A 22887-nucleotide genomic window follows, 5' to 3' on the forward strand; every position below is an offset into this window, starting at 1 on the left:
CTCCCCGCGCGGCCACGCGGTCGTCCTCGACGCGGTACCGTCGAATTGGTGGCGACCACGACGACCGATCCGCAGACCCGGATAGCACGCGCCGCGGTATTCGTGGTGTTCGCGTTGAACGGTTTCCTGCTGGCCATGTGGGTGGTGCACATCCCGGCCATTACCGACCGCACCGGTATCGCGCATTCCACGCTCGGCATGTTCATCCTCGTGCTGGCCGGTGCTGGCATTGTCGGCATGCGCATCGCGGGCCCGCTCGCCGACCGACTCGGCAGCCGGACGGTGGTCGCGGCAGCCGCGGCGATCACATCGATATCTGTGCTCGGCCCCGGACTCGCGACCGGCCCGGTCAGCTTGGCGATCGCATTGGCCTGCTTCGGTTTCGGCAATGGCGCGCTCGATGTTTCGATGAATACCCAAGCGGTGCATGTCGAGCGGGCTTATGAGCGACCGATCATGTCGGCGTTCCACGCATTGTTCTCCGGTGGCGGATTCCTCGGCTCGCTACTGGGTGCGGCCGCTCAGGGCGCTGGATGGGATGTGCGCCTCAGCTTGTCGCTTGCCGCTGTGGCAGGGTTGGCGATTACCGCCGTGCTGGTGCCTCGTCTGCTGCCGGACACCGGAGCTTCGGCGCGAGAAGCGAATTCGGACGTATCCCGCGAGAACGGACCGCACGACCGCATTCCGGAAAGCGCGGACAACCTTCCACGGAACCCGCGCGTTGACGCAATCGCATCGTACGATGCCGCGACAGCGCGGTCGGCGACCACACCGAATCGCTCCCGAAAAGTCTTGGCGCTGGCCGCAATCGCCTTCGCACTGCTGCTCACCGAGGGTGTCGCCGCGGACTGGAGTGCCCTGCAGGTTCGCGACCATCTCGATGTCGACGATGCCACCGCCGCACTGGCATTCGGCGCATTCTCCTGCACCATGACCGCGGGCCGACTCGCGGCCGACCGTGTTGCGGGCGCCTTCGGCCGCGTCGCCGTCGTCCGCTACGGCACCTTGATCGCCGCATTCGGATTGGTCCTGATCATGGCTTCGGGTTGGGTGCCACTGACGCTGCTCGGCTGGGCGATGTGCGGTCTCGGCCTCTCCGGCGGCATACCGCAAATCTTCACCGCCGCAGGCAATCTCGGCTCGGCTACGGCGGCTACCGATATGTCGCGGGTGTTCAGCCTCGGTTACCTCGGCCTGCTCGCCGGTCCCTCGATCATCGGCTGGCTGACCGCGCTGGTCCCACTCACCACCGCACTGTTCGTCCCCCTCATCGCCGTCCTGCTCTGCTGTCGATACGCGGGTGCGGTTGCCCTACAAAAAGTCACCGGATAGCGGCAGGCGCGAATGACGAATCCCGGGCGAGCGCGGCAAGCTCACGCCATTGCGGCAGCGGCAGCGCAGTCGGATCAGCGGTGAGTACCTGAAGACACACGTGATCGGCCCCGGCATCCAAATGCTGTCGAACGCGCTCGCCGATCATCTCGATATCCCCGTATGCCACCACCGAATCCACCAGCCGTGAACTCGGACCACCCGCGATATCTTCGTCATTGAAACCGAAGCGACGCACATTGGCCACCTGATGCGGTGCGGATTCGAGATAGCCCCCGATATGCGCCATGGCCACCTCGCGGGCGCGCGCCTGATCGGCATCGAGGACGACGACCTGCTCGACACCGAGAAATGCCTCCGGCCCCATGATCCGCCGTGCCTCGGCGGTGTGCTCGACCGGCGTGTGATAGGGATGCGCACCCCAGGTCCGCTCGGCGGCCAATGCCAACATTTTGGGTCCGAGTGCGGCGAGTACCCGACGTGGCGCCGGGTCCGGCTGCGGCCCGTACTGCGGAACAGCATCCATCGCATCGAGATAGCCGCGCATCAGCGCCAGCGGCTTGCCGCCGGACGGAATCGTGTAGCCCCCGGCCTCGACGGGCCGACCCCCGACCCGATGACCGCCGAGTCCGAGCAGATAGCGACCCGGGAACGCCTCGCCGAGCGCGCGCTCGGCGGTGGCCATCGCCATCGGATCACGCAGTGCCGCATTGGCAATGCCCGCGGCGACCACCAGCCGCTCGGTCGCCTCGAGCAGTAGCCACGCCTGCCCGACCGTGTCGCGACCGAATCCTTCGCCGAACCATAATGCGCCGTAACCCAATTCCTCGAGCTCGGCGGCGGCCTCGCGCACCCGCTCGACCGGTTGTCCGTCGAATGCGAAGGTCCAGATGCCGACGCCGCCGAGTTCGTGCTTCACCATCATCGCGCTCCCAACACTGAACCGGAGAGGTTCTCCGATTCCTTGGCGGTACGATAGCGGAGAACTTCTCCGGTTAACAAGGGATGTGCATGCGGGTCGATGCTCAGCGGAACTATGAACGCGTACTCGAGGCGGCGACAGCTGCCTTCGCCGAGGAGGGGCCGGAGGCCTCACTCAATGAGATCGCCCGCCGCGCGGGCGTCGGCGCGGGCACCCTCTACCGGCACTTCCCCAACCGACAAGCACTGCAGGCCGCCGTGCTGAGCGAGCGGATCGAAACGCTCTGCGCTCGAGCCGAAGAGCTGCGGGCGGGGGAGCCGAGCACGGCACTCATCGAGTGGCTGTGCGCCCTACTCGTGCACGCCCGTACCGACCACGGCTTGGGCGGCGCCGTCCTGGCTGGACCGATCGACCTGGGTTTCGATTGTCAGCTGGCCATTCGCCAGGCGGGTGCCACTCTGCTCACCAGGGCGCAACAGGATGGCGGCATCCGCGCGGAGGTGGGCATCGACGATGTGATCCAACTGGTCGCGGGCATAGCCCTTGCGGCACGGCACGGCACCGATCCGGAGCAACCGGACCGCCTGCTGCGGCTTGTCACGGATGCCCTGCGTAGTCCAACCGGATAGCGTCGGTAAGTTCGAAAGATGTTCGACAACAACAGGCTCGAGCGCCGGATCGATCAGCTCGAACGAAAGCTCGACATGATCATCAAGCACCTCGGTCTCCCCAGCCAGGACCCGGCGATGCCCTATGACGAAATCGACGAACTCATACGGCAGGGCAAGAAAATCCACGCCATCAAGCTCTATCGCACGCTGACGGGCCGCGGCCTGCGGGAGGCCAAAGACGCGATCGAGGAACGCGAGCGACACTTGCGCTGACGAAAGCATATTAGTCTCGTCGGCAACGGCTCCGAACGGCCCCACGCTGGTCGCCGATCGAACCGGCCGCGGGCCGAAGACATTGTGGGACCCTGTCTCCATGGCTGATCAGCGAGTATTGACGGCTGCGGTGCACCAGGAAGAAGACTGGTACGTCGCGCAGTGCCTCGAGGTCGATGTAGCCAGTCAGGGACAGACGATCGAGGAGGCTCTGACCAATCTCCGCGAAGCGGTCGCCCTCTATCTGGCCGAGGCGCCCGAGCCCCAACTAACTGCGACTCCATTAGTGACTTCGTTCCGGATTTCCGGCACGGCGGCGTGAGCCCGGCGCTGTCGGACCTTCCGGTGCGGAAGGATTGCGCGTCTCGGAATCGGTCGGGTTCGAACACGTCCGTACGGCAGGTAGTCATGCTGTCTATCGGCGCGAAGATGGCAGGACCGCGGTCGTGCCGCTGCATGGCACGGTCAAGCGCGGCACGCTCGCCGCGATCCTCCGGCAGGCCGGAATGACAGCCACCGAATTCCTCAACCTGCTGTAAGTCCTTCACCGTGGTGGGGAACTCGCCGACCACTCCGCCAGTTCACGGCCGTGACGAGCGGTCGGCGGACCTGGCCAGTCGATCCAGCAGCGGAGCCGTGCGCGGCCCGACGAATTGCTGCATCACCAATGCCATATTGGTGCGTTCCACACCGGGAATCTTCAATATCTGCCCGGCGATCCGGTACAGATCGTCCGCGTCTTGCGCCACCACCCGCACGGTGAGATCGGTCAGCCCGGTCATGCCGCACACTTCGGTCACCTCCGGCACCCGGGCGAGTTCGGCGACCACCGAATCCAATCGATGCTGATCGACGACGACGGCGACAAAAGCCGCCAGCGGGTAGCCCAGCGCCTGCGGTTGTACCCGACGTTCGAAGCCGGCGAGCACACCGCTTGCCTCCCAGCGCGACAACCGCGCCTGCACAGTGTTGCGGGACAACCCGAGCCGGGTCGCCAGCTCGACGCCGGTCGCGCGTGGGTTGGCGACCAGCTCGAGCAATAGCCGCGCGTCGGTGGCGTCCAGGGTCGCGTCGGCGGGTTCTCTGCTGGTCATGCAACGCAGTATGACATCAGTTCGCCGGTCATATTTGGGCATTCTGCTTACTCGCGTGTCGATCACTTGCGCACTTCGCATACTAGTGGATGCTATGTGATATAGGGCACACAAGCCCTGCGCTCGTGGTCAGGAGGCGATCCCGAATGACGAATAGAACCGAATATCCGGTTCAGTTGGTGCAACCCGACGGCCGCCGTGTATTCGACCGAGAACACGCCGCTCTGGTCGCCGACATCGGGCCCACGCAGCTGCGCGCGATGTACACCGACCTGGTCGTGACCCGCCGGATCGACACCGAGGCAACCGCTCTGCAACGCCAGGGCCAGCTCGGACTGTGGGCGCCGATGATCGGGCAGGAGGCCGCCCAAGTCGGCTCGGCCTACGCACTGCGCCCCGACGACTACGTCTTCTGCAGCTACCGCGAGCACGCCGTCGCCTACTGCCGAGGCGTCCATCCCACCGAACTCACTCGGATGTGGCGCGGTGTCGCGCACTCCTGCTGGGATCCCGACGCGGTCAATATGACCAACCCGAATATCATCGTCGGCTCGCAAGGTCTGCACGCGACCGGTTACGCCTACGCCGCCCACCTCGACGGCGCGGAGATCGCGACCATCGCCTACTTCGGTGACGGCGCCTCGAGTCAGGGCGATCTCGCCGAGGCATTGGGCTTTGCCGCGACCTGGGGCGCGCCGGTCGTATTCTTCTGCCAGAACAACCACTGGGCGATCAGTTCCCCCGTCCGGATCCAGAGTGCGACCCCGATCGCGCGGCGCGGCTACGGATACGGAATTCCCGGACTTCAGGTCGACGGCAACGATGTGCTCGCCGTCCTCGCGGTCACCAGGCAGGCCGCCGCCCGCGCCCGCACCGGCGGCGGACCGTCGTTCATCGAGGCGCTCACCTATCGGATGGGCCCACATACCACCGCCGACGATCCGACGCGCTACCGCTCCGCCGCCGAGACCGAGGAGTGGGCGCGCCGCGATCCGATCGCACGGCTACGCAAACTGCTGGAACGAGAGTCGCTGTGGGACACCGCATTCGAGCGTCACGTCGATGCGCGCGCCGCCGAAGTCGCGCAACAGGTGCGCAGCGCGACCATCGACATGCCGGATCCGGCACCGACACAACTGTTCGATCACGTCTATGCCACCCCGCATCCGCTGATCACCCAGGAGCGGAGCGAATACGCGGAGTATCTGGCCGGCGACCCCGGCGAGACCACCGCGCGACCGGAAGGAGTCCCCAGATGATCACGACCTTCGCCGCAGCGCTCAATGCCGGGCTGCGGCGGGCCATGGACGACGATCCGAAAGTCGTACTGATGGGCGAGGATATCGGTCGCCTGGGCGGCGTATTCCGGGTAACCGATACCCTGCAAAAGGATTTCGGAAACAACCGCGTCATCGATACTCCGTTGGCCGAATCCGGCATTGTCGGAACGGCATTCGGCATGGCGCTGCGCGGTTATCGGCCGGTCTGCGAGATTCAATTCGACGGCTTCGTCTATCCGGCCTTCGACCAGATCGTCTCGCATGTTGCCAAGATCCACTACCGGACGCAGGGAAAGGTGATCGTGCCCATTACGATTCGCATTCCGTTCGGCGGCGGAATCGGTTCGGTGGAGCACCACTCGGAATCACCGGAGGCGTATTTCGCCCATACCGCGGGACTGCGCGTCGTGACGCCGAGCAATCCCGCTGACGCGTATTTCATGATCCGTCAGGCGATCGCGCTCGATGATCCGGTGATCTTCTTCGAACCCAAGCGGCGCTACTGGGATAAGGCCGAGGTCGATTTCGACGCCGAGGCGATGCCCCTGGACCGTGCCCGCGTCTGCGTCAGCGGTACCGATGCCACCGTTGTCGCCTACGGCGGCACCGTGGCGTCGGCCATCACCGCCGCGAAAATTTCCGCCGAGGAAGGGCATTCGCTCGAGGTGATCGATCTGCGCAGTTTGTCGCCGATCGATTTCGACACCATCGAGGCCTCGGTGGCCAAGACCGGCAGGCTGATCGTGACGCACGAAGCGCCGGTTTTCGGCGGCCTCGGCGCCGAGATCGCCGCGCGGATCACCGAACGCTGCTTCTACTACCTGGAGGCGCCGGTGCTGCGCGTCGGTGGCTTCGACATCCCATACCCCCCGGCTAAGCTCGAAAAGCACCACCTGCCCGATCCGGACCGCATCCTCGCGGCGGTCGATCGCTCACTCGCCGCCTGACTCACTGAGAGGTGCCCTAGTGGAAGATCGTGCCCCCGAGGAAGATCAGGGCAATATCCTGGAATTCCGGCTACCCGATCTCGGCGAGGGACTGGCCGATGCGGAGTTGGTGTCGTGGTCGGTGGGTGTTGGCGACACCGTGCAGCTGAATCAGACGATCGCCGATGTGGAGACGGCCAAGGCAGTGGTATCGCTGCCGTCGCCGTTCTCGGGCACGGTGATCGAATTGCTCGCTCAGCCCGGCGAGACGGTCGCGGTGGGGACGCCGCTGATCCGGGTGCGCAATGATCTGGCGGTCGCACCGGAGGGTGCGAACGGTCGGACTGCGGTGCTGGTCGGATACGGGCCCGAAGGCGAGACGGTTTCCCGGCGGCGTAGCAGGCCAACGGAACCGACCGCGCAGAGTTCGACGACTGTCGAGTCGGGAATGAGCCGCGCCGCGGCGACCCCTGGGGCGCGCAAACTGGCCAAGGAACTCGGCATCGACCTCTGGTACGTCGCGGGTTCGGGCCCCGACGGTGCGGTGACGGTCGAGGATGTGCGCGGTGCGGTCCCGGTATCGCAACCGCGCTCCGTGCCGACCCACACCGATGGCCCGACCACATCACTGACGCCATCGGTCACCGATCCGAATGCGGGCGTCCCCCGCCCCGCATCCCGCGAAGAACGCACGCCGATCAGCGGTATCCGCAAACGCACTGCGGCCGCCATGGTCGCGAGCGCGCGCACCATCCCGCAGGCCAGCACCTTCGTCACCATCGACTTCACCGCATCGATGGAACTGCTCGATCACCTGCGCACCACCAAATCCTTCGAGGGGCTGACGCTGACACCGCTGGCCCTGGTCGCCAAATCCGCACTAGCCGCGCTCGCGGAGTATCCCGGCATCAACGCATTGTGGGACGAGGCGAATCAGGAGATCGTCACGAAGCACTATGTGAATCTCGGCATCGCGGTCGCCACCGAGCGCGGCCTGCTGGTGCCCAATCTCAAGGAAGCTCAGGCATTGAGCCTGCGCGACCTGTGCCGGGAAATCAGCTGGCTCGCCGAAACGGCGCGTTCGGGCGGTGCCACCCCGACCGACCTGCGCGGTGGCACCTTCACCATCACCAATGTCGGCGTCTTCGGTGTCGATGCCGGTGTTCCGCTGGTCAATCCGGGCGAGGCCGCGATCCTGTGCCTGGGCTCGATTCGCAAGCGCCCATGGGTATTTCGCGACGAACTCGCCATCCGCTGGGTCACCACCATCGGCATCAGCTTCGATCACCGGATGATCGACGGTGAATTGGCATCGCGCTTCCTGGCGACTGTCGCCGGATTGCTCGAGGATCCGCTCACGCTATTGAGCCGGATGTAATCACGCCCCCGGGTCGCCGTAGTGGGCGGCGATGTCTTCGGAGCTGCTCCATCGGCTGTAGGTCGGCGACTGTGGCCACCCCTGGGGCGAGTCCTGCCACTGCTCCTGCCGTCCATAGGGCAACACGTCGATCAGCGCGAAGCTGTGACTGAGCTGCTCGGTGCCACGGCCATTGGTGTGCCAGGTGCGATAGACCTTGTCGCCGTCGCGCAGGAATACATTGATCGCGAATCCGCCGCCGGGCGGTGCGCCGACGTCGCTGCCGAACGAGCTATTCGCCGTGGAATACCAGGCCATTTTGTTCCCGACCCGCCGCTTGTATTCGAGCGCCTCGTCGATCGGGCCCTGGGTGACGATGACGAACCGGGCATCGTAATTGTCCAGGAACTCCAACCGAGTGAACTGCGAGGTGAACCCGGTGCAACCACCGCACTGCCACTTCTCGCCCGGGAACCACATGTGGTTGTAGACGATCAGCTGTGACTTACCGTCGAAGATCTCCGCCAGCCGGACCGGTCCCTGCTCGCCCACTAGGGTGTATTCAGGCATTTCGACCATCGGTAGGCGGCGCCGCTGGGCGGCGATGGCATCGAGTTCTCGGGTCGCTGCCTTCTCCCGGACGCGCAGCTCATCGAGTTGGTGCTGCCAGGTGTCGGCATCGACGACGGGCGGGAGGGCGTTCATGACTGCGCCTCGCTGTTGTTCGGTTCAGTCATGATCGCCCGAGGCGCTGTATTGATTCTGCGCTCGCTCATGTGGTCCTCCCTGATCGTTTCGGGTTTGCAGATATAGACGCGGCCCGGTCACCGAACTCATCGGGTCGCCAGAAAAATCCCTGAACTCGCCGAGATGGAGCCGTTACTACCCCTTGGCGCCATTTTCGGAACATACTGGTATATCCGCTGGTCATCGCATGAGCACCGTAGTTGGGCGTCAACGGAAGCGGAGGGCAAAGCATGACGATTCTGCTCCAGGTACTCGAGCAGAGCTTCACGCCGACCACGCCGTGGGAACGGCGCAAATTCACGTTTGTCAATGCCGACAAGATCGTCGGCATGCGACTGGACGGGCAGTCCGGCGTCTGGCTGGACCTGTCGCGTCCAGGTGAATCACAGCGCCTGGCCCGAACCCTGGACCCACGTGACGCCGTCACGTTCCTGCTCACCACCTTCGCGAAAATCGCCGAGTGCGAGGAGCGCGGTGGGTCGTGGCTGATCGGACACGACGGCGCGCACACCGAGTCCATCGTGGCCACCAGGTTCCCACCCCGGGCCAGTGAAGTCGCCAATGATGATCTGCTGGCTCGCGCCTGGCTCTGAGTCCTGATCGGCTCTGAGGCGCTCCGGCTGGGTTCTACGAATGTCGGTGCATACGGGTACATCTGGCACCGTGCGTGCCGACATCCGACTATGGCTGCCTGCTCTGATCGCGGCGGCGCTGTTCGCGCTGCCCGGGTGCGCCGAGGTGGGCGGTGAACCGGTCGCACCCGGCGGGGTGGGGGAGCTCAGCCCTACTCGGGTTCAGCTCGAACGTTTGCTCGCCTCGGTGCGGGTCGTTGCGGCGCGGGGTCATCCCGGCGGCTATGAGCGCGGTTGTAAGGAGGGGCAGCGGTGCGTATTCGGACCATTGTGGTCCGACAACTACGACGGCCCCGGCGGGCACGACGGCTGCGATACCCGCAACAATGTGCTGAGCGCACAGCTGACCGAGGTGAGCTTCCGGCCGGGCACCCACAACTGCGTGGTCACCGCGGGTACGCTCGACGACCCGTACACCGGCGGACGGATCACCTTCAGCAAGGCCGATGCGGGCGATATCCAGATCGACCATGTCTATCCGTTGGCCGCGGCCTGGGATATGGGTGCGGCGTCTTGGCCGGCCGAGCGGCGGGTGCGGTTCGCCAACGATATCGATGTGAATCTGCTGGCCACCGAAACGAGCGCCAACCAGGCCAAAGGCGACAGCACACCGTCCGAATGGCTGCCGCCCGCGCGCACGAACCATTGCTCCTATGCGGGCAAATACCTGACAGTCGCGGTCCGGTACGACCTACCGGTGACCGCCGCTGACAATGCCGTGCTGAACGACATCGCCCGTTCCTGCCCGTAGCGTCGCCTATGCCCCGGTGGCGACCGGGCGTTTCGGGTCGTTCGACCATTGCGACCACGAGCCGGGATACAGGGCCGCTTCGATGCCCGCGGCGGCGAGTGCGGCGACCTGGTGAGCCGCGGTCACACCCGATCCGCAATAAACCGCGACCGGCCCGGACGCGAATGCGGCGAAACGGTCTCGCAAAGCGTCCACACTGCGGAACCGGCCGTCGGCGTCGAGGTTCTCCGCGGTCGGTGCGCTGATCGCGCCCGGAATGTGGCCCGCCTGCGGATCGACCGGCTCCACCTCGCCGCGGTAGCGCTCACCCGCGCGTGCGTCGAGCAGGACGCCGGACCATTTCGCCACTGCATCGGCATCGATCACCGGCAGCTGACCGGGATTCAGTTCGACATCGCCGAATTCGGGATCGGCCTCCGCCCCGCAGGCGATCGCACCGCCCGAACTGGTCCATGCGGGCAAGCCGCCGTCGAGAATCCGCACGTCCGCGATCCCGGCCCAGCGCAGCAGCCACCAGGCCCGTGCCGCCGCCATCCCGCCCGTCGCGTCATAGACGACCACCGGTTCGCCGGTCCGCAGACCCCAGCTGCGCGCGCATTTTTCGAGCTGTGCGGGATCGGGCAGTGGGTGCCGCCCGCGCGCGGGGGATGGTGGTGCGGCCAGTTCGGTTTCCAGATCCACGAAGACCGCGCCCGGAATATGTCCGTCCAGGTAGTGCTGCGGGCCGTCCGGATCACCGAGTGCCCACCGCACATCCAGTAAACGAACTGGCTTGTCCGCCAATACTTCCCGAAGTTCCTCCGCCGAGATCAGTACCGCGCTCAACAAAGCTCTGTTCCGCCTCTCCGAATATCCAGGCCGCACTGGTAAGAGCCACTATGCCTGGGTATAGGTCCTACGTCATGTGCCACATCAATTTTGGGCGTACCCGGTTACCCGTGTACTTATGGCGCGTCCGCGTTCGAAGTGGACGCGGGTTCGGCGTTTCACCCTAGCCGGATTCCGCGCAATTCAGTCCAGTTTCCAGCGACTGGCTGTGACAACTGGACTGATGACCGGGGAAGATTCCAGAAATGTCCAGGCTTTCCTCGTCGCTCGCCGATATCCCGACACCGGTTCCCCCTCAGGCGCGGCTCGCGCAGCCGGTCGGGGCCGGGGTTGTCACCGCGCTGGTCGGCTTCACCAGCTCATTCGCGGTGGTGCTGAGCGGTTTGACGGCAGTCGGGGCCACCTCGGCACAGGCGGCGTCGGGACTGCTCGCGCTGTGCCTCACCCAGGCCATCGGGATGATGCTGCTGAGTTATCGGTATCGATTGCCGATCACACTGGCCTGGTCGACACCCGGTGCGGCACTGCTCGCCAGCACCGGTGCGGTCGTCGGTGGCTGGGCGGCGGCAGTCGGGGCGTTCGCGATTACCGGTGGGCTGATCGTGATTACCGGACTGTGGCGGCGGCTCGGCAATCTCGTTGCCACGATTCCGGTGGAGATCGCGCAGGCCATGCTCGCCGGTGTGCTGCTGCCGCTGTGTCTGGCGCCGGTGAAGGCCGTGCAGGCCAGTCCGGCGGTGGTCGTGCCGGTGATCGTGGTGTGGCTGGTGCTGCAGCGATTCGCCAAACGCTGGGCGGTGATCGCGGCCTTCGTGACCGCGGCGGTCGGGGCGGGGATCAGTATCGCCGTGCAGCACAAGCAACTCGACTTCGCGGCGATGCGACCGTCGCTCGAACTGACAGTGCCGCATTGGAGTTGGCAGGCCATGATCGGAATCGCCATTCCGCTCTACATCGTCACCATGGCATCGCAGAACATTCCGGGCACGGCCGTGATGAAGTCCTTCGATTACCAAATCCCTTGGCGTGCTTCGATGTCCGTCACCGGTATCGGTACCGTGCTGGGCGCACCGGCAGGTGGGCATGCCATCAATCTGGCCGCGATCAGTGCCGCGCTCTCGGCCGCCCCCGCCGCGCATCCGGATCCGAAGCGCCGCTGGATCGCGGCCTTCACCACGGGTGCCTCCTATCTAGTTCTGGCCTTGGGCTCGGCGGCGCTGGTCACGCTGATCGCGACCGCGCCCAAGGGCACGCTGGAAACCGTTGCGGGCCTTGCCCTGCTGGCGACTCTCGCGGCCGCCCTCGCCGGCGCTTTGAAATCCGAACAGCACCGCGAGGCGGGCATCGTCACCTTCCTGATCGCCGCATCCGGTGTCGGGTTCCTCGGCATCGGTGCGGCCTTCTGGGCACTGGTCGTGGGTCTTGTCGTCCGCAAGGTCCTCGCACACCGCCAAGACGCGTGAGAAGTTGTCGGTACTCGTCGTTACGCTGCGCCGCATGAAAGCAATCGGCACGTTCTCCGTCGCCTCCTTCACCCCGACCGATGTCGTGCCGGATCCGGCCATCACCACCGCGTTGCCGGTCGGCCTCGCACGGATCGAGAAGGAGTTCGCGGGCGAGATCACCGGTCGGTCCGCGACCCTGTTCACCGCCGCCTTCGACCAGGCGACGGGTGCGGGCACGTACGTGGCGATGGAGTCCTTCGATGGTGCGCTGAACGGTCGCACGGGTAGCTTCAACTTCGCGCATTCGGCGACCACACTCGGCACCGACCGCACGGCCGAGTTCTTCGCCATTGTGCCGACCAGCGGCACCGGTGCGCTGGCAGGTATCACCGGCACCGGTGGTCTCACCGTCGACACCGACGGTGTGCACCACATCTGGTTCGATTACGAACTCGACTGAGCAGCGGGACGAGGATGGCCGCAGGGCCTGTCGGACCCGCCTGATTGGATGGGGTGATGCTGCACGGTCTGTGGTCGCCGGGATCGGGCTTGCTGCTCTGGCAGGAGGCCGCGGTCGCGCTACCCGAACCGTTGGGTGCGGTGCTGGCGGCGTCGAAGTTCCGGCACCGGGCGCAGGTGCTGATCAGCGGGTCGCAGGGAGCGACCGAGCAGGTCAAGGCGCATGCCATGGTGCCCGCGGCGGCCGCGGTCGCGCTGCGACAGCGGCTGCCGGCCGATGCGGTTTCGGGGGATCTGCGGTTTCTCGCGCATGTGGCGCACGGTGTCGAGCGATGGGTGCGGGCCGGGCGGGTGGCCGCCGAGCTGCGCCGCGACGACGGACAGTGGTGGGTGCGCTGGCGGTTGGTCGGCGGCGAGCGCCAGCGCGCCTGGCTGGCGGAGTTGGCGGTGGCGATGCCGCCCGCATTGCGCGTCGCGGGGAAGCCGGCGATGCTGCTCGAGGATATGGTCGCCGAACTCGCCGATCCGATCGTCCGGGAACTGCTGGATCCGCCGCCGTCGACGCATCCGCTGGTGGCCGCACTCATCGATGACGTCGCCCTGGATGGCGGCAGCCATCAGCTGGCCGAGGTGCTGGAACGCTGGCGGGCGAGTCTGACCGGGGATGAGCCCGAGTTGGTGCTGCGGCTGCTGGAGCCCGAGGGCGATATCGCGCTCGGCGAGGCCGATACCGATGCCGATGAGGTGGTGGCGCTGTGGCGACTGCAGGTCTGTCTGCGCACCGATGGTGAAGCGCCGAATCCGGTTCCGCTGCTGGGTGATCCGGTGCTGGTCCGCACGGCGATCGAGAAGCTGGGAGAGGCGGCGCGGGCCTATCCGCGGCTGCGCGACCTACCGAGCGATCCGCAGTCGATGGACCTGCTGTTGCCGACCGAGGTGGTCGCGGATCTGGTCGAACACGGCGCGCATGCGCTGCAGGCGACAGGTGTGCGGTTGTTGCTGCCGCGTGCATGGAATATCAGCGCCCCGACCATGCGGCTACGCGTGGAAAGCGCCGTCCCCGCCGCCGAGAGCACGGTGGGCATGCGCGGACTCGTCTCCTACCGTTGGGAACTCGCGCTCGGCGATGCCGTGCTCACCAAGGCCGAGATGGAACGGCTGGTCCGCTCGAAATCGGATCTGGTGCAGCTGCGCGGCGAATGGGTGCAGGCCGACCACAAGATGTTGGCCGCCGCCGCGCGCTATGTCGCCGCCCATCTCGACGACACCGAAATCACCTTCGCCGATCTGGTCGGTGAACTCGTCACCGGCCATGTCGAGAAGGTTCCGATCACCGAGGTCAGCGCAACCGGTTGGGCCGCAGACCTTTTGGACCAGACCCGCGAACCGGTACCGGTCACCGCGCCGGTCGGTTTGAAGGCGCAGTTGCGGCCCTATCAGGAGCGTGGCTTGGCCTGGCTGGCGACCATGAGCCGCTACGGTATCGGCGGAATACTGGCCGATGACATGGGTCTGGGTAAGACCGTGCAGGTCTTGGCCCTGCTCGTGCACGAGCGAGAGGGCACCGACGGCACTGGACCGACGCTGCTTGTGAGCCCGATGTCGGTCGTCGGCAACTGGCAGCGTGAGGCGCAGCGATTCGCCCCTGATCTGCGGATTTTGGTGCATCACGGTGTCGGCCGCAAGTCGGGCACGGAACTGGACGAAGCCATCGCGGACGCGGATCTGGTGATCACCACCTATTCGCTTTTGGCAAGGGATGCAGCCGAATTGGCGCGGCAGCAGTGGCATCGGGTGGTGCTCGACGAGGCGCAGCACATCAAGAACGCGGGAACCAGGCAGGCGAAGGCGGCGCGGGCGCTGCCTGCCCGACATCGGTTGGCACTCACCGGAACTCCCGTGGAGAATCGTCTTGAAGAATTACGCTCGATTCTGGACTTCACGATGCCGAAAGTGCTCGGCAGCGCACAAACCTTCCGTGCCCGGTTCGCCGTGCCGATCGAACGCGATCGAGACGAGAATGCCATCAGTCGACTGCGCACCGTCACCCAGCCGTTCGTGCTGCGCCGGGTGAAAACCGATCCCGCCGTCATCAGCGATCTTCCGGAGAAGCTCGAGATGACGGTGCGCGCCAACCTGACCGTCGAGCAGGCGGCGCTGTATCAGGCGGTCGTCGACGACATGATGGCCAAGCTGAAGGATGCGAAGGGTATGGCGCGCAAGGGCGCGGTACTCGGTGCGCTGACCCGGCTCAAACAGGTCTGCAACCACCCCGCGCATTTCCTCGGCGACGCCTCCGGCGTGCTGCACCGCGGCAGCCACCGCTCCGGCAAGCTCGCCCTGGTGGAAGACGTTCTCGATGCGGTGCTGGCAGATGACGAGAAGGCCTTGCTGTTCACCCAGTTCCGCGAATTCGGCGATCTCATCGCGCCCTATCTGACCGAGCGCTTCGGTACGGCGATCCCGTTTCTGCATGGTGGCGTGCCGAAGAAGCAGCGCGACACCATGGTCGAGCGTTTCCAGGAACCGGCTGGACCGCCGCTGATGTTGTTGTCGCTCAAGGCCGGTGGCACCGGCTTGAACCTCACGGCGGCCAACCATGTTGTGCACCTGGATCGTTGGTGGAATCCGGCGGTCGAGAACCAGGCCACCGACCGCGCCTTCCGAATCGGTCAGCAGCGCAATGTGCAGGTACGCAAACTGATCTGCGTCGACACCATCGAGGAGAAGATCGACGAAATGATCAGCGGTAAGCGTCAACTCGCCGATCTGGCCATCGGTGCGGGCGAGAACTGGATCACCGAATTGAGCACGGACGAACTGCATCGGCTTTTCGCCCTCGGCGCGGAGGCGGTGGGCGATTGAGTCCCTTCGAGGACTACAGCAAGTACGGCAAGCGCCGACCGGTGCGTGGCGGCGTCGAAGCACGCAGCCGCCGTGGCGGATTCGGACGCACCTGGTGGGGCAAGGCGCTGATCGAGGCGGTCGAGCAGATGGCCGAACCCGGTCGGCTCGCCCGCGGCCGCACCTACGCCAGGGCCGGACAGGTCGTGAGCTATCGGATCGAACCCGGTGCGGTCACCGCGGAAGTGCAAGGCAGTCAGCCGCGCCCGTTCACCTCGGTTTTCGCCATCCGGCAGCTGCGCGACGAGGAACTGGAACTGCTCATCGAGACCATCCGGACCACGCCGGGTGTGCTGGCCGAAATCGCCTCCGGCGCGCTGCCGACGAGCCTCGGCGAGCATCTGCTTCCGACAACGGCCGCTGACCTCGACTTCTCCTGCACCTGCCCGGATCCCGGCTGGCCGTGCAAACATGTGGCCGCGGTCTGCTATCTGCTCGCCGAACGTCTGGATGAGCGTCCTCGCGAAATCCTCACCCTGCGCGGCCTCGACCTGGACACCCTCATCGTCGGCATCGAACGTGACACGACGCCAACGGTTTCCGATGACGTATACGGCGACCGTGCCCAACTGCCCGACCTGCCGAAGCTCGAATTCCGCCCCGCCATCGATGATCTGGATCCGACCCTGCTACGTCGGGCACTGCGCATGATCGCCGAGGACGAACCGACGGCCGCGGCCGGTCTGCGCGATCTCCGCGCACTCTACGAAGCCTTGGATCGCTGACATGTCCGAACAGCCGCGTGTCCTGTGCCGTCGGGTGCTGTCATGATCGACGATCTGGGTGCGGTCGTACGCATTGACCGTCCGGTGCGCCGAGTGGTGTCGCTGGTTCCGTCGCTGACCGAGGCCATCGCGGTCAGTCGCCCCGAAGTCCTTGTCGCGGCGACGGATTGGTGTACGCATCCCGCTGACCTGGACGTCGAGCGGGTTCGGGGCACCAAGAATCCGAATGTGCGCCGAATCATCGAGCTCGCACCGGATCTGGTGCTCTGCAATCAGGAAGAGAATCGCCGCATCGATGTGGAGCGACTGCGGGATGCGGGCATCCCGGTGTGGGTCACCAGAATCGAAACGCTGGACGCGAGTTTCGCCTCGCTGCGTCGACTTTTCACCGAAGCACTGGACGGGTCGGTGCCGGACTGGCTCATCGAGGCCGAAACTTCCTGGGCCGCGCCCCAGCCCGGGCCGCCGCGCAACACGGTCATCCCCATCTGGCGCAATCCCTGGATGGTGGTCGGCCACAACACCTTCACCGGCGACCTGGCAGCGCACCTCGGCCTGCGACTCGTGCACGCCGAGCGCGCGGAGCGCTATCCGCGCGTCTCCGAGGACGAGCTGACCCGCGATGTCGAACTGGTCCTGCTTCCCGACGAGCCATACGTATTCACCAGATCCGATGGACCCGAAGCCTTTCCGGGCCTGGCTGTCGCCTTGGTCGAAGGCCGCAGCCTCACCTGGTACGGTCCATCGCTGGCCACCGCCCGCGCTGTCCTGACCCGCCAAATCGCGGATTCATTCATCGCCTGATCTCGCTATGCAGCGAATCCGGTAGTCAGGGAGGTCGAAATGCCCGGCCTCGACGCCGTCGAGCGCCTCTGCGTGCTTTGATATCTATTCGATCGTTTGCCGTCCGCTCGATCCGCATCGCATCAGGATTCGATTCGGTAGGTCCGCTGGGCGTTGGTTCGGAAGATCTTTTCGAGCTCGTCGTGGCCGCCGCCGTGGTGGGTGATCGCGGCGGCGATTACCTCGGCGCTGTCGGCGATAGTCGTAATCGGTTTATCCACTGGGAAATTGGAGCCCCACAGCAGCCGGTCCGCGCCGAAGACATCGTAGGCGTGGGTGATGAGCGGGCTGATCCGGTCCAACAGCACCGGAACGGGTGTCGGCATTCCACGCGGTGGTACCCGGTGGCCGAGGATTGGCATCATCAAGCCGCTGACCTTCGCAACCACATTGGGCTTTTCGGCGAGAGCGGTGAGATCGTCGCGCCATCGGATGAATAGTTCCCGGCGCAGACTCGGATTCGTTCCGGTGCGTTTGCCGACCGGACCGAAAATCCCTGCGGGTGTGGCGAGATGGTCGAGCACTATCGGGACTTCAGGATAGCGTTCGGCAAGCGCCGTCACATCGGGGAGCGCGTGTGAATACACCCAGGCCTCGAAAGACAGCCCACGCTCGGCCAGTGCCGCGAAGCCGTCGAGGAATTCTTTGGTGGCGAGCGCGCCCTCGTGCTCGGCATAGGGCCGGACATTCGAATCCGGATGGTGTGCGACGTGCGCGCGAATGCCGCGCAGCAATGTCGATGCGGCCATATGGGCATCGAGCAGCAGCGCGAAATCCGGTGCCGCCGGGTCGGCGCTACCGACGATTGCGCCGAGGGCAGGATTGTCGCCGCCGAATGGCAGCCCGGCTACCCACTTCGTCTCATCAGCCCTGGCCAGCGTCCCTTTTCCGGTCCACCCGACCTCGATATGCACGATCGATTCGACGGGCACGCCGTCGGCATCCGCGCGGTAATTCGCGGGCAGATACGGATTCGCATAGGCGGTCGGATCTCCGACGAACTCCCGATCCCGGCGCGGCGCCACCTGCTTGGCCCAATCGATCGGAATGGGCAGCATCCGGAGCAACTTCGCCGTCCGGCTGAATTCGCGCGGCGTGCGGAACGGGTCCCATTGATGAATATGGCTATCAATAACGCGGATATCCGAGAGATCCATGTCCGCCGTCCCAATAAGCTGAAGACCCTGACCTCGCGATTGTCACACGCGCGTAGTCGGGCGCGTTCGGGATCAGCGGGAACCGTAAGCGGACAGGAACGTCCGCACCGCCGCATCGGCGATATCGCGCTGCTCGGCCTCGCTCACCTCGCGGGTGCCGAGCCGGGACCGCGCCTCCAGTGGCGCGGTGAGCAGCGCGAGTAGTTGTTCGGCCGCCTGCGCCGGGTCTTTGGTCTGCAGCCGACCCGAAAGAGCGAGTCGCGTGAGTCGATCGGCCAGCGCCTCGGCAATGCGCTGCGAGGTGCGCTCCAGCACGGTGTCGGCCAGGTCCGGAAAGGCGGCGAGCTGCGCGTAGGTCAGCGCGCGTAGCGAACGGGCGCGCTCGCTGGAGCATTCGGCGAGCAATGCGCGTGCCGTCGCGGTGAGGGCGGCCGACAGATCCTCGCCCGGCTCGCGCAGGCTGTCGACGATCGCGAGGGTTTCGGTGGCAACGGCGTCGGCGGCGGCCAGCACGGCGTGTCGGAACAGGCTCTGCTTGTCATTGAGATGGTTGTAGACCGTCGGCTTGGCGACACCCGCCTCGTCCGCGATCTCCTGCACGCACGCCTTGTCGTAGCCGCGTCGCGCGAAGACGGTGAATGCGACGTCCAGGATCGCCTGCCGCTTATCGATGCGCCCCCGCGCCGTTGTAGTACCCGTCACCCCTGCATATTAGCGTCAAATGAACTCAGGGGTTCACTCTTGTGTTCCTACCAGTCAGTTGTCTAGATTGAACTCGTTGGTTCAAAACGAGGAGGTAACCCATGATCGTTCATCTGTTGCGCTTCGGCTTCCGCGAAGAGACCACCGAGGCGCAGAAGGTCGAGGTACTCGCGCTGATGAAGCGCACCGCATCGGTCGAATCGGTGTCCTTCGCAACCGTCGGTCAGAATCTCGGCGACGCGAGCGAAGGTCTGACGCACGCCTATTGCGTCGGCATCGAGGATCTGGACGCGCTGGAGCGGTATATGCACGATCCGGTCCATCTGGCCGGTGACCCGCAGATCATCCCGCACTTCCAGAGGATCGCCATCGGACCCGACGTATCGGATGAGCCGGACCCCGAGCTGCGCGACAAAATCATGGCGCTGCACAACGCCAAGCTGGCGAAGTACCCGGAGTGGGCACGTCAGATGGATGCGATTCCGGAGGTGCGAATCTTCTGACGGCCCAACCTATTTCACACGTTGCGGCGGTACTGTCCGCCGACGGTGAAGAAGGTGTCGGTGATCTGTTGCAGGGTGCAGACCCGGGCGGCGTCCATCAGGGCCTCGAAGATGTTGTCGTCGGTGCGGGCAACAGCGTCCAGGCGGGCGAGGGCGGCATGTGCGGCATCGCGGTGGTCGTGCTGGAATTGACGCACGCGCTGCAGCTGTGACTGCTTCTCCGCTTCGGTGCCGCGAGCCAATTCGATGACCCGGTGCGGTTCGCCGTGTGGATTGCGGAAGGTATTGACACCGATGATCGGCAGCGAACCATCGTGTTTGCGGTGCTCGTAGCGCATGGATTCGTCTTGGATCTTGCCCCGCTGATAGCCGGTCTCCATGGCTCCGAGGACTCCGCCGCGCTCGCTGATGCGATCGAATTCGGCGAGCACGGCCTCCTCGACGAGATCGGTGAGCTCATCGATGAGAAAGCTGCCCTGGAGCGGGTTTTCATTCATCGCGACTCCCCACTCGCGGTTGATGATGAGCTGAATGGCCAGTGCGCGGCGCACCGATTCCTCGGTGGGTGTGGTCACCGCCTCGTCATAGGCGTTGGTGTGCAGGCTATTGCAGTTGTCGTAGATCGCGATGAGTGCCTGCAGGGTGGTCCGAATGTCGTTGAAGCTCATCTCCTGTGCGTGCAGCGACCGGCCCGAGGTCTGCACGTGGTACTTCAACTTCTGTGAACGCTCATTGGCGCCGTAGCGATCTCGCATCGCGATGGCCCAGATACGCCGTGCCACCCGGCCGATCACCGAATATTCCGGATCCATGCCGTTGGAGAAGAAGAACGACAGATTCGGCGCGAAGTCGTCGATCTGCATGCCGCGTGCGAGATATGCCTCGACATAGGTGAATCCGTTGGCGAGGGTGAAGGCCAGCTGACTGATCGGATTCGCACCGGCCTCGGCAATGTGATAGCCGGAAATGGAGACCGAGTAGAAGTTGCGAACACCGTTGCGCACGAACCATTCCTGGATATCGGCCATCATGCGCAGGCTGAACTCGGTGGAGAAGATACAGGTGTTCTGGCCCTGATCCTCCTTGAGGATGTCGGCCTGCACGGTGCCACGCACCGTCGCCAGGGTGCGCGCCTTGATATCCGCGGTCTCCTCGGCGGTGGGTTCGCGGCCCTCGGCGGCCGAGAAACGTTCCAACGCTTGGTCGATGGCGGTATTGAGGAAGTAGGCCAGGATGGTGGGGGCCGGGCCGTTGATGGTCATTGATACCGAGGTGGTCGGCGCGGTCAGGTCGAAACCGTCGTAGAGCGCCTTCATATCGTCGAGTGAGGCGATCGAGACGCCGGAGGTGCCGACCTTGCCGTAGATATCCGGGCGTTCGGCGGGATCGTGACCGTAGAGCGTCACCGAATCGAAGGCCGTGGAAAGCCTTGTCGCCTCGGCATGTTCGCTGAGCACCTTGAAGCGCCGGTTGGTCCGAAACGGATCGCCCTCACCGGCGAACATTCGCGCCGGATCCTCGTTATCGCGCTTGAACGGAAAGACGCCCGCGGTGAACGGGAACCGTCCGGGCAGATTCTCCGAGCGCAGGAACCGAAGCAACTCACCGTGATCGGTGAAGCGCGGCAGTGCTACGCGCGGAATGGAATTGCCGGACAGTGTTTCCCGGCGCAGCGGGGTGTGGATCTCGCGATCACGAACCCGCACCACTTGCTCATCGCCTCGATAGGATTCGGCCAGTGCGGGCCAACCCGCGAGCAGTTCGGCATTGTCGGCATGCAGCGCGTCACGCGCTTTTTCGGCGAGCTCGGCCACCGCGATGTCGTCGGGCAGCTCGGCCGCCACCTGCTCGAGCCGCTGCAGGCGTTGTGCCGCAACGATTTGCGTGGCGGTATCGGCGTGGTAGTCGCGGACGGTATCGGCGATCTCAGCGAGGTAGCGCACCCGGGCGGGCGAAATGATCTGCGCGAACCTGGTGGAGGACCGGGTATTCACCTTCGGAAGTACGCCGGGCTGCATTTGCAGACCGCGCTCGGCGAGCAACGCGGTGAGGTGCTGGTAGAGCGCGGTCACGCCATCATCGTTGAAAGTGGCTGCGCTGGTTCCGAATACCGGCATCTCCTCGGGAGTCTTGCTGAACTCCTCGCGATTGCGAATCAACTGGCGCGAGACATCACGCAGCGCATCCTCGGCGCCGCGGCGCTCGAACTTATTGATGGCCACCACATCCGCGAAATCCAGCATATCGATCTTCTCCAGCTGGGAGGCGGCGCCGAATTCCGGTGTCATCACATACATCGACACGTCGACGTGGTCGGTGATCGCGGCATCCCCCTGGCCGATGCCCGGGGTTTCCAGAATCACCAGGTCGTATCCCGCTGCCTTGCAGGCGGCCACGATGGCGTCGATATTCTGCGGCAGTTCGTGGCCGCCGCGGGTGGCAAGGGAGCGGAAGAAGGTGTGATCGCTGTCGAGGGCGTTCATCCGGATACGGTCGCCGAGCAGCGCACCACCCCCGCGTCGTCGGGTTGGATCCACCGCGAGAATCGCGACGCGTAACTTGTCCTGCTGATCCGAACGCAGGCGCCGCACCAATTCATCGGTGAGCGAGGACTTTCCGGAACCGCCGGTGCCGGTGATGCCGAGCACCGGCACCGTGCGCGCGGCGGCGGCCGACGCCAAGGTCTGCCGATCGGACTCCGAGAGCGTGTCCTGCTGCAGGCAGGTGATCGCGCGGGCGAGCGCGGCCCGCTCACCGGCGAGTACCGCGTCCAGCACCGGCGGCTCGGCGGCGAGATCGAAATCGCAGGTGCGGATCAGCTGATTGATCATGCCGGGCAGGCCCAGCCGCTGACCGTCCTCGGGGGAGAAGATGGTCACCCCGGATTCGGCCAGCCGCGCGATCTCCTCGTCGACGATCACCCCGCCGCCACCGCCGAAGATCCGAACATGGTCGGCACCGGCCTTCTTCAGCGCGTCGGCGAGATATTCGAAGTACTCGACATGTCCACCCTGATACGAACTCACCGCGACGCCCTGGGCATCCTCGGTGAGCACCGCGTCCACGACCTCGCTGACCGCGCGATTGTGCCCGAGGTGAATGACCTCGGCGCCCTGCGCCTGCAGGATCCGCCGCATGATGTTGATCGCCGCATCGTGCCCGTCGAATAGCGCGGCCGAAGTCACGAATCGGACGGGATGGGTGGGCGTGTGGAGCGCGGTGCTGTCGGCCACGGGGTCCTCCGAGGGAGATCCTATTTTGGCGCCCGATACTAGGACGTCAAACTAATCCTACGGTGGCGACAGTCACAGCGCTAGGTGAAACCGGTTTCGGTGGCCAGCGCGGGTCCGGGTTGCTCGGCAGTTGCCAGTGGGATGGGTCACAGTCTGCTTGCAG

The 22887-nt window shown here is 65.3% G+C and carries 23 protein-coding genes; 16 read left to right on the top strand and 7 right to left on the bottom strand.

Annotation, left to right across the window (positions count from 1 at the left end; all coding sequences use genetic code 11):
• Positions 1–48 precede the first annotated feature (48 nt).
• Entirely contained in the window at positions 49–1332 is a 1284-nt protein-coding gene (locus tag ACIBI6_RS22420; RefSeq protein WP_396957556.1) for an MFS transporter, read from the top strand.
• Here the strand turns inward: ACIBI6_RS22420 and ACIBI6_RS22425 are convergent.
• A complete protein-coding gene (locus tag ACIBI6_RS22425) occupies positions 1322–2257 on the bottom strand; it encodes a TIGR03620 family F420-dependent LLM class oxidoreductase (RefSeq protein WP_396957557.1) in 936 nt (311 codons plus the stop codon). The two genes, ACIBI6_RS22420 and ACIBI6_RS22425, sit on opposite strands and share 11 nt — an antisense overlap.
• A gap of 86 nt (positions 2258–2343) precedes the next feature.
• Here ACIBI6_RS22425 and ACIBI6_RS22430 point away from each other — a divergent pair, with 86 nt between their 5' ends.
• The 4 genes from ACIBI6_RS22430 to ACIBI6_RS22445 all read left to right on the top strand — a co-directional run bounded on the left by ACIBI6_RS22430 (position 2344) and on the right by ACIBI6_RS22445 (position 3677).
• Entirely contained in the window at positions 2344–2883 is a 540-nt protein-coding gene (locus tag ACIBI6_RS22430) for a TetR/AcrR family transcriptional regulator (protein WP_364355163.1), read from the top strand.
• An 18-nt stretch (positions 2884–2901) separates the two neighbouring features.
• On the top strand, positions 2902–3138 hold the full coding sequence (locus ACIBI6_RS22435) for a ribosomal protein L7/L12 (protein WP_364355160.1): 237 nt from the start codon (positions 2902–2904) through the stop codon (positions 3136–3138).
• Between the two features lie 100 nt (positions 3139–3238).
• The gene (locus ACIBI6_RS22440) at positions 3239–3460 is read left to right on the top strand and encodes a type II toxin-antitoxin system HicB family antitoxin (protein WP_364355157.1); all 222 of its coding nucleotides are present in this window, start codon (positions 3239–3241) and stop codon (positions 3458–3460) included.
• 34 nt (positions 3461–3494) lie between these two features.
• Positions 3495–3677: a type II toxin-antitoxin system HicA family toxin gene (locus ACIBI6_RS22445; RefSeq protein ID WP_364355154.1), complete on the top strand. Its 183-nt coding sequence runs from the start codon at positions 3495–3497 to the stop codon at positions 3675–3677.
• A gap of 42 nt (positions 3678–3719) precedes the next feature.
• Here ACIBI6_RS22445 and ACIBI6_RS22450 read toward each other — a convergent pair whose 3' ends face one another.
• Positions 3720–4232 (bottom strand): Lrp/AsnC family transcriptional regulator, encoded by a 513-nt coding sequence (locus ACIBI6_RS22450; RefSeq protein WP_364355151.1) that lies wholly within the window; start codon positions 4230–4232, stop codon positions 3720–3722.
• Between the two features lie 146 nt (positions 4233–4378).
• Between ACIBI6_RS22450 and pdhA the strand changes: the two genes are divergently transcribed.
• The 3 genes from pdhA to ACIBI6_RS22465 are packed head-to-tail and all read left to right on the top strand — an operon-like array spanning position 4379 to position 7816.
• A complete protein-coding gene (gene pdhA / locus ACIBI6_RS22455) occupies positions 4379–5491 on the top strand; it encodes a pyruvate dehydrogenase (acetyl-transferring) E1 component subunit alpha (RefSeq protein ID WP_396957558.1) in 1113 nt (370 codons plus the stop codon).
• On the top strand, positions 5488–6459 hold the full coding sequence (locus tag ACIBI6_RS22460) for an alpha-ketoacid dehydrogenase subunit beta (RefSeq protein ID WP_396957559.1): 972 nt from the start codon (positions 5488–5490) through the stop codon (positions 6457–6459). Before pdhA ends, ACIBI6_RS22460 begins: the two co-directional genes overlap by 4 nt.
• Positions 6460–6478: 19 nt before the next feature.
• Positions 6479–7816, top strand: a complete 1338-nt coding sequence (locus tag ACIBI6_RS22465; RefSeq protein ID WP_396957560.1) for a dihydrolipoamide acetyltransferase family protein — start codon at positions 6479–6481, stop codon at positions 7814–7816.
• Here ACIBI6_RS22465 and ACIBI6_RS22470 read toward each other — a convergent pair whose 3' ends face one another.
• Positions 7817–8500 carry a DUF899 domain-containing protein gene (locus ACIBI6_RS22470; RefSeq protein WP_396957561.1) on the bottom strand — a complete coding sequence of 228 codons (684 nt, stop codon included), beginning with the start codon at positions 8498–8500 and terminating at the stop codon, positions 7817–7819.
• 272 nt (positions 8501–8772) lie between these two features.
• Here ACIBI6_RS22470 and ACIBI6_RS22475 point away from each other — a divergent pair, with 272 nt between their 5' ends.
• Positions 8773–9135 (top strand): hypothetical protein, encoded by a 363-nt coding sequence (locus ACIBI6_RS22475; RefSeq protein WP_062982690.1) that lies wholly within the window; start codon positions 8773–8775, stop codon positions 9133–9135.
• A 40-nt stretch (positions 9136–9175) separates the two neighbouring features.
• Positions 9176–9925: an HNH endonuclease family protein gene (locus ACIBI6_RS22480; protein WP_396957562.1), complete on the top strand. Its 750-nt coding sequence runs from the start codon at positions 9176–9178 to the stop codon at positions 9923–9925.
• 6 nt (positions 9926–9931) lie between these two features.
• On the opposite strand, the gene ACIBI6_RS22485 is transcribed toward ACIBI6_RS22480, so the two are convergent.
• Complete coding sequence (locus ACIBI6_RS22485) at positions 9932–10750, bottom strand: sulfurtransferase (protein WP_396957563.1); 819 nt, start codon at positions 10748–10750, stop codon at positions 9932–9934.
• A 248-nt stretch (positions 10751–10998) separates the two neighbouring features.
• On the opposite strand from ACIBI6_RS22485, the gene ACIBI6_RS22490 reads away from it, so the two are divergent.
• Genes ACIBI6_RS22490 through ACIBI6_RS22510 form a run of 5 tightly spaced genes read left to right on the top strand, consistent with a single transcriptional unit; the run spans position 10999 to position 17090 of the window.
• Positions 10999–12216: a benzoate/H(+) symporter BenE family transporter gene (locus ACIBI6_RS22490; RefSeq protein ID WP_396957564.1), complete on the top strand. Its 1218-nt coding sequence runs from the start codon at positions 10999–11001 to the stop codon at positions 12214–12216.
• Between the two features lie 34 nt (positions 12217–12250).
• The gene (locus ACIBI6_RS22495) at positions 12251–12658 is read left to right on the top strand and encodes a DUF3224 domain-containing protein (RefSeq protein ID WP_396957565.1); all 408 of its coding nucleotides are present in this window, start codon (positions 12251–12253) and stop codon (positions 12656–12658) included.
• A gap of 56 nt (positions 12659–12714) precedes the next feature.
• The gene (locus tag ACIBI6_RS22500) at positions 12715–15522 is read left to right on the top strand and encodes a DEAD/DEAH box helicase (protein ID WP_396957566.1); all 2808 of its coding nucleotides are present in this window, start codon (positions 12715–12717) and stop codon (positions 15520–15522) included.
• On the top strand, positions 15519–16286 hold the full coding sequence (locus ACIBI6_RS22505) for an SWIM zinc finger family protein (protein WP_396957567.1): 768 nt from the start codon (positions 15519–15521) through the stop codon (positions 16284–16286). Before ACIBI6_RS22500 ends, ACIBI6_RS22505 begins: the two co-directional genes overlap by 4 nt.
• 42 nt (positions 16287–16328) lie before the next feature.
• The gene (locus ACIBI6_RS22510) at positions 16329–17090 is read left to right on the top strand and encodes a helical backbone metal receptor (protein ID WP_396957568.1); all 762 of its coding nucleotides are present in this window, start codon (positions 16329–16331) and stop codon (positions 17088–17090) included.
• Positions 17091–17212: 122 nt separating this feature from the next.
• Here ACIBI6_RS22510 and ACIBI6_RS22515 read toward each other — a convergent pair whose 3' ends face one another.
• Together ACIBI6_RS22515 and ACIBI6_RS22520 are read right to left on the bottom strand one after the other, a co-directional pair.
• On the bottom strand, positions 17213–18286 hold the full coding sequence (locus ACIBI6_RS22515) for an amidohydrolase family protein (RefSeq protein ID WP_396957569.1): 1074 nt from the start codon (positions 18284–18286) through the stop codon (positions 17213–17215).
• Between the two features lie 72 nt (positions 18287–18358).
• On the bottom strand, positions 18359–18988 hold the full coding sequence (locus ACIBI6_RS22520; RefSeq protein ID WP_396957570.1) for a TetR/AcrR family transcriptional regulator: 630 nt from the start codon (positions 18986–18988) through the stop codon (positions 18359–18361).
• Positions 18989–19089: 101 nt separating this feature from the next.
• Between ACIBI6_RS22520 and ACIBI6_RS22525 the strand changes: the two genes are divergently transcribed.
• Positions 19090–19491 carry a Dabb family protein gene (locus ACIBI6_RS22525; RefSeq protein ID WP_364355110.1) on the top strand — a complete coding sequence of 134 codons (402 nt, stop codon included), beginning with the start codon at positions 19090–19092 and terminating at the stop codon, positions 19489–19491.
• 14 nt (positions 19492–19505) lie between these two features.
• On the opposite strand, the gene icmF is transcribed toward ACIBI6_RS22525, so the two are convergent.
• Positions 19506–22724, bottom strand: a complete 3219-nt coding sequence (icmF, locus tag ACIBI6_RS22530; RefSeq protein ID WP_396957572.1) for a fused isobutyryl-CoA mutase/GTPase IcmF — start codon at positions 22722–22724, stop codon at positions 19506–19508.
• Between the last annotated feature and the right edge of the window lie 163 nt (positions 22725–22887).

The organism is Nocardia sp. NPDC050412 (assembly GCF_044458825.1).
Taxonomy (GTDB): Bacteria; Actinomycetota; Actinomycetes; order Mycobacteriales; family Mycobacteriaceae; genus Nocardia.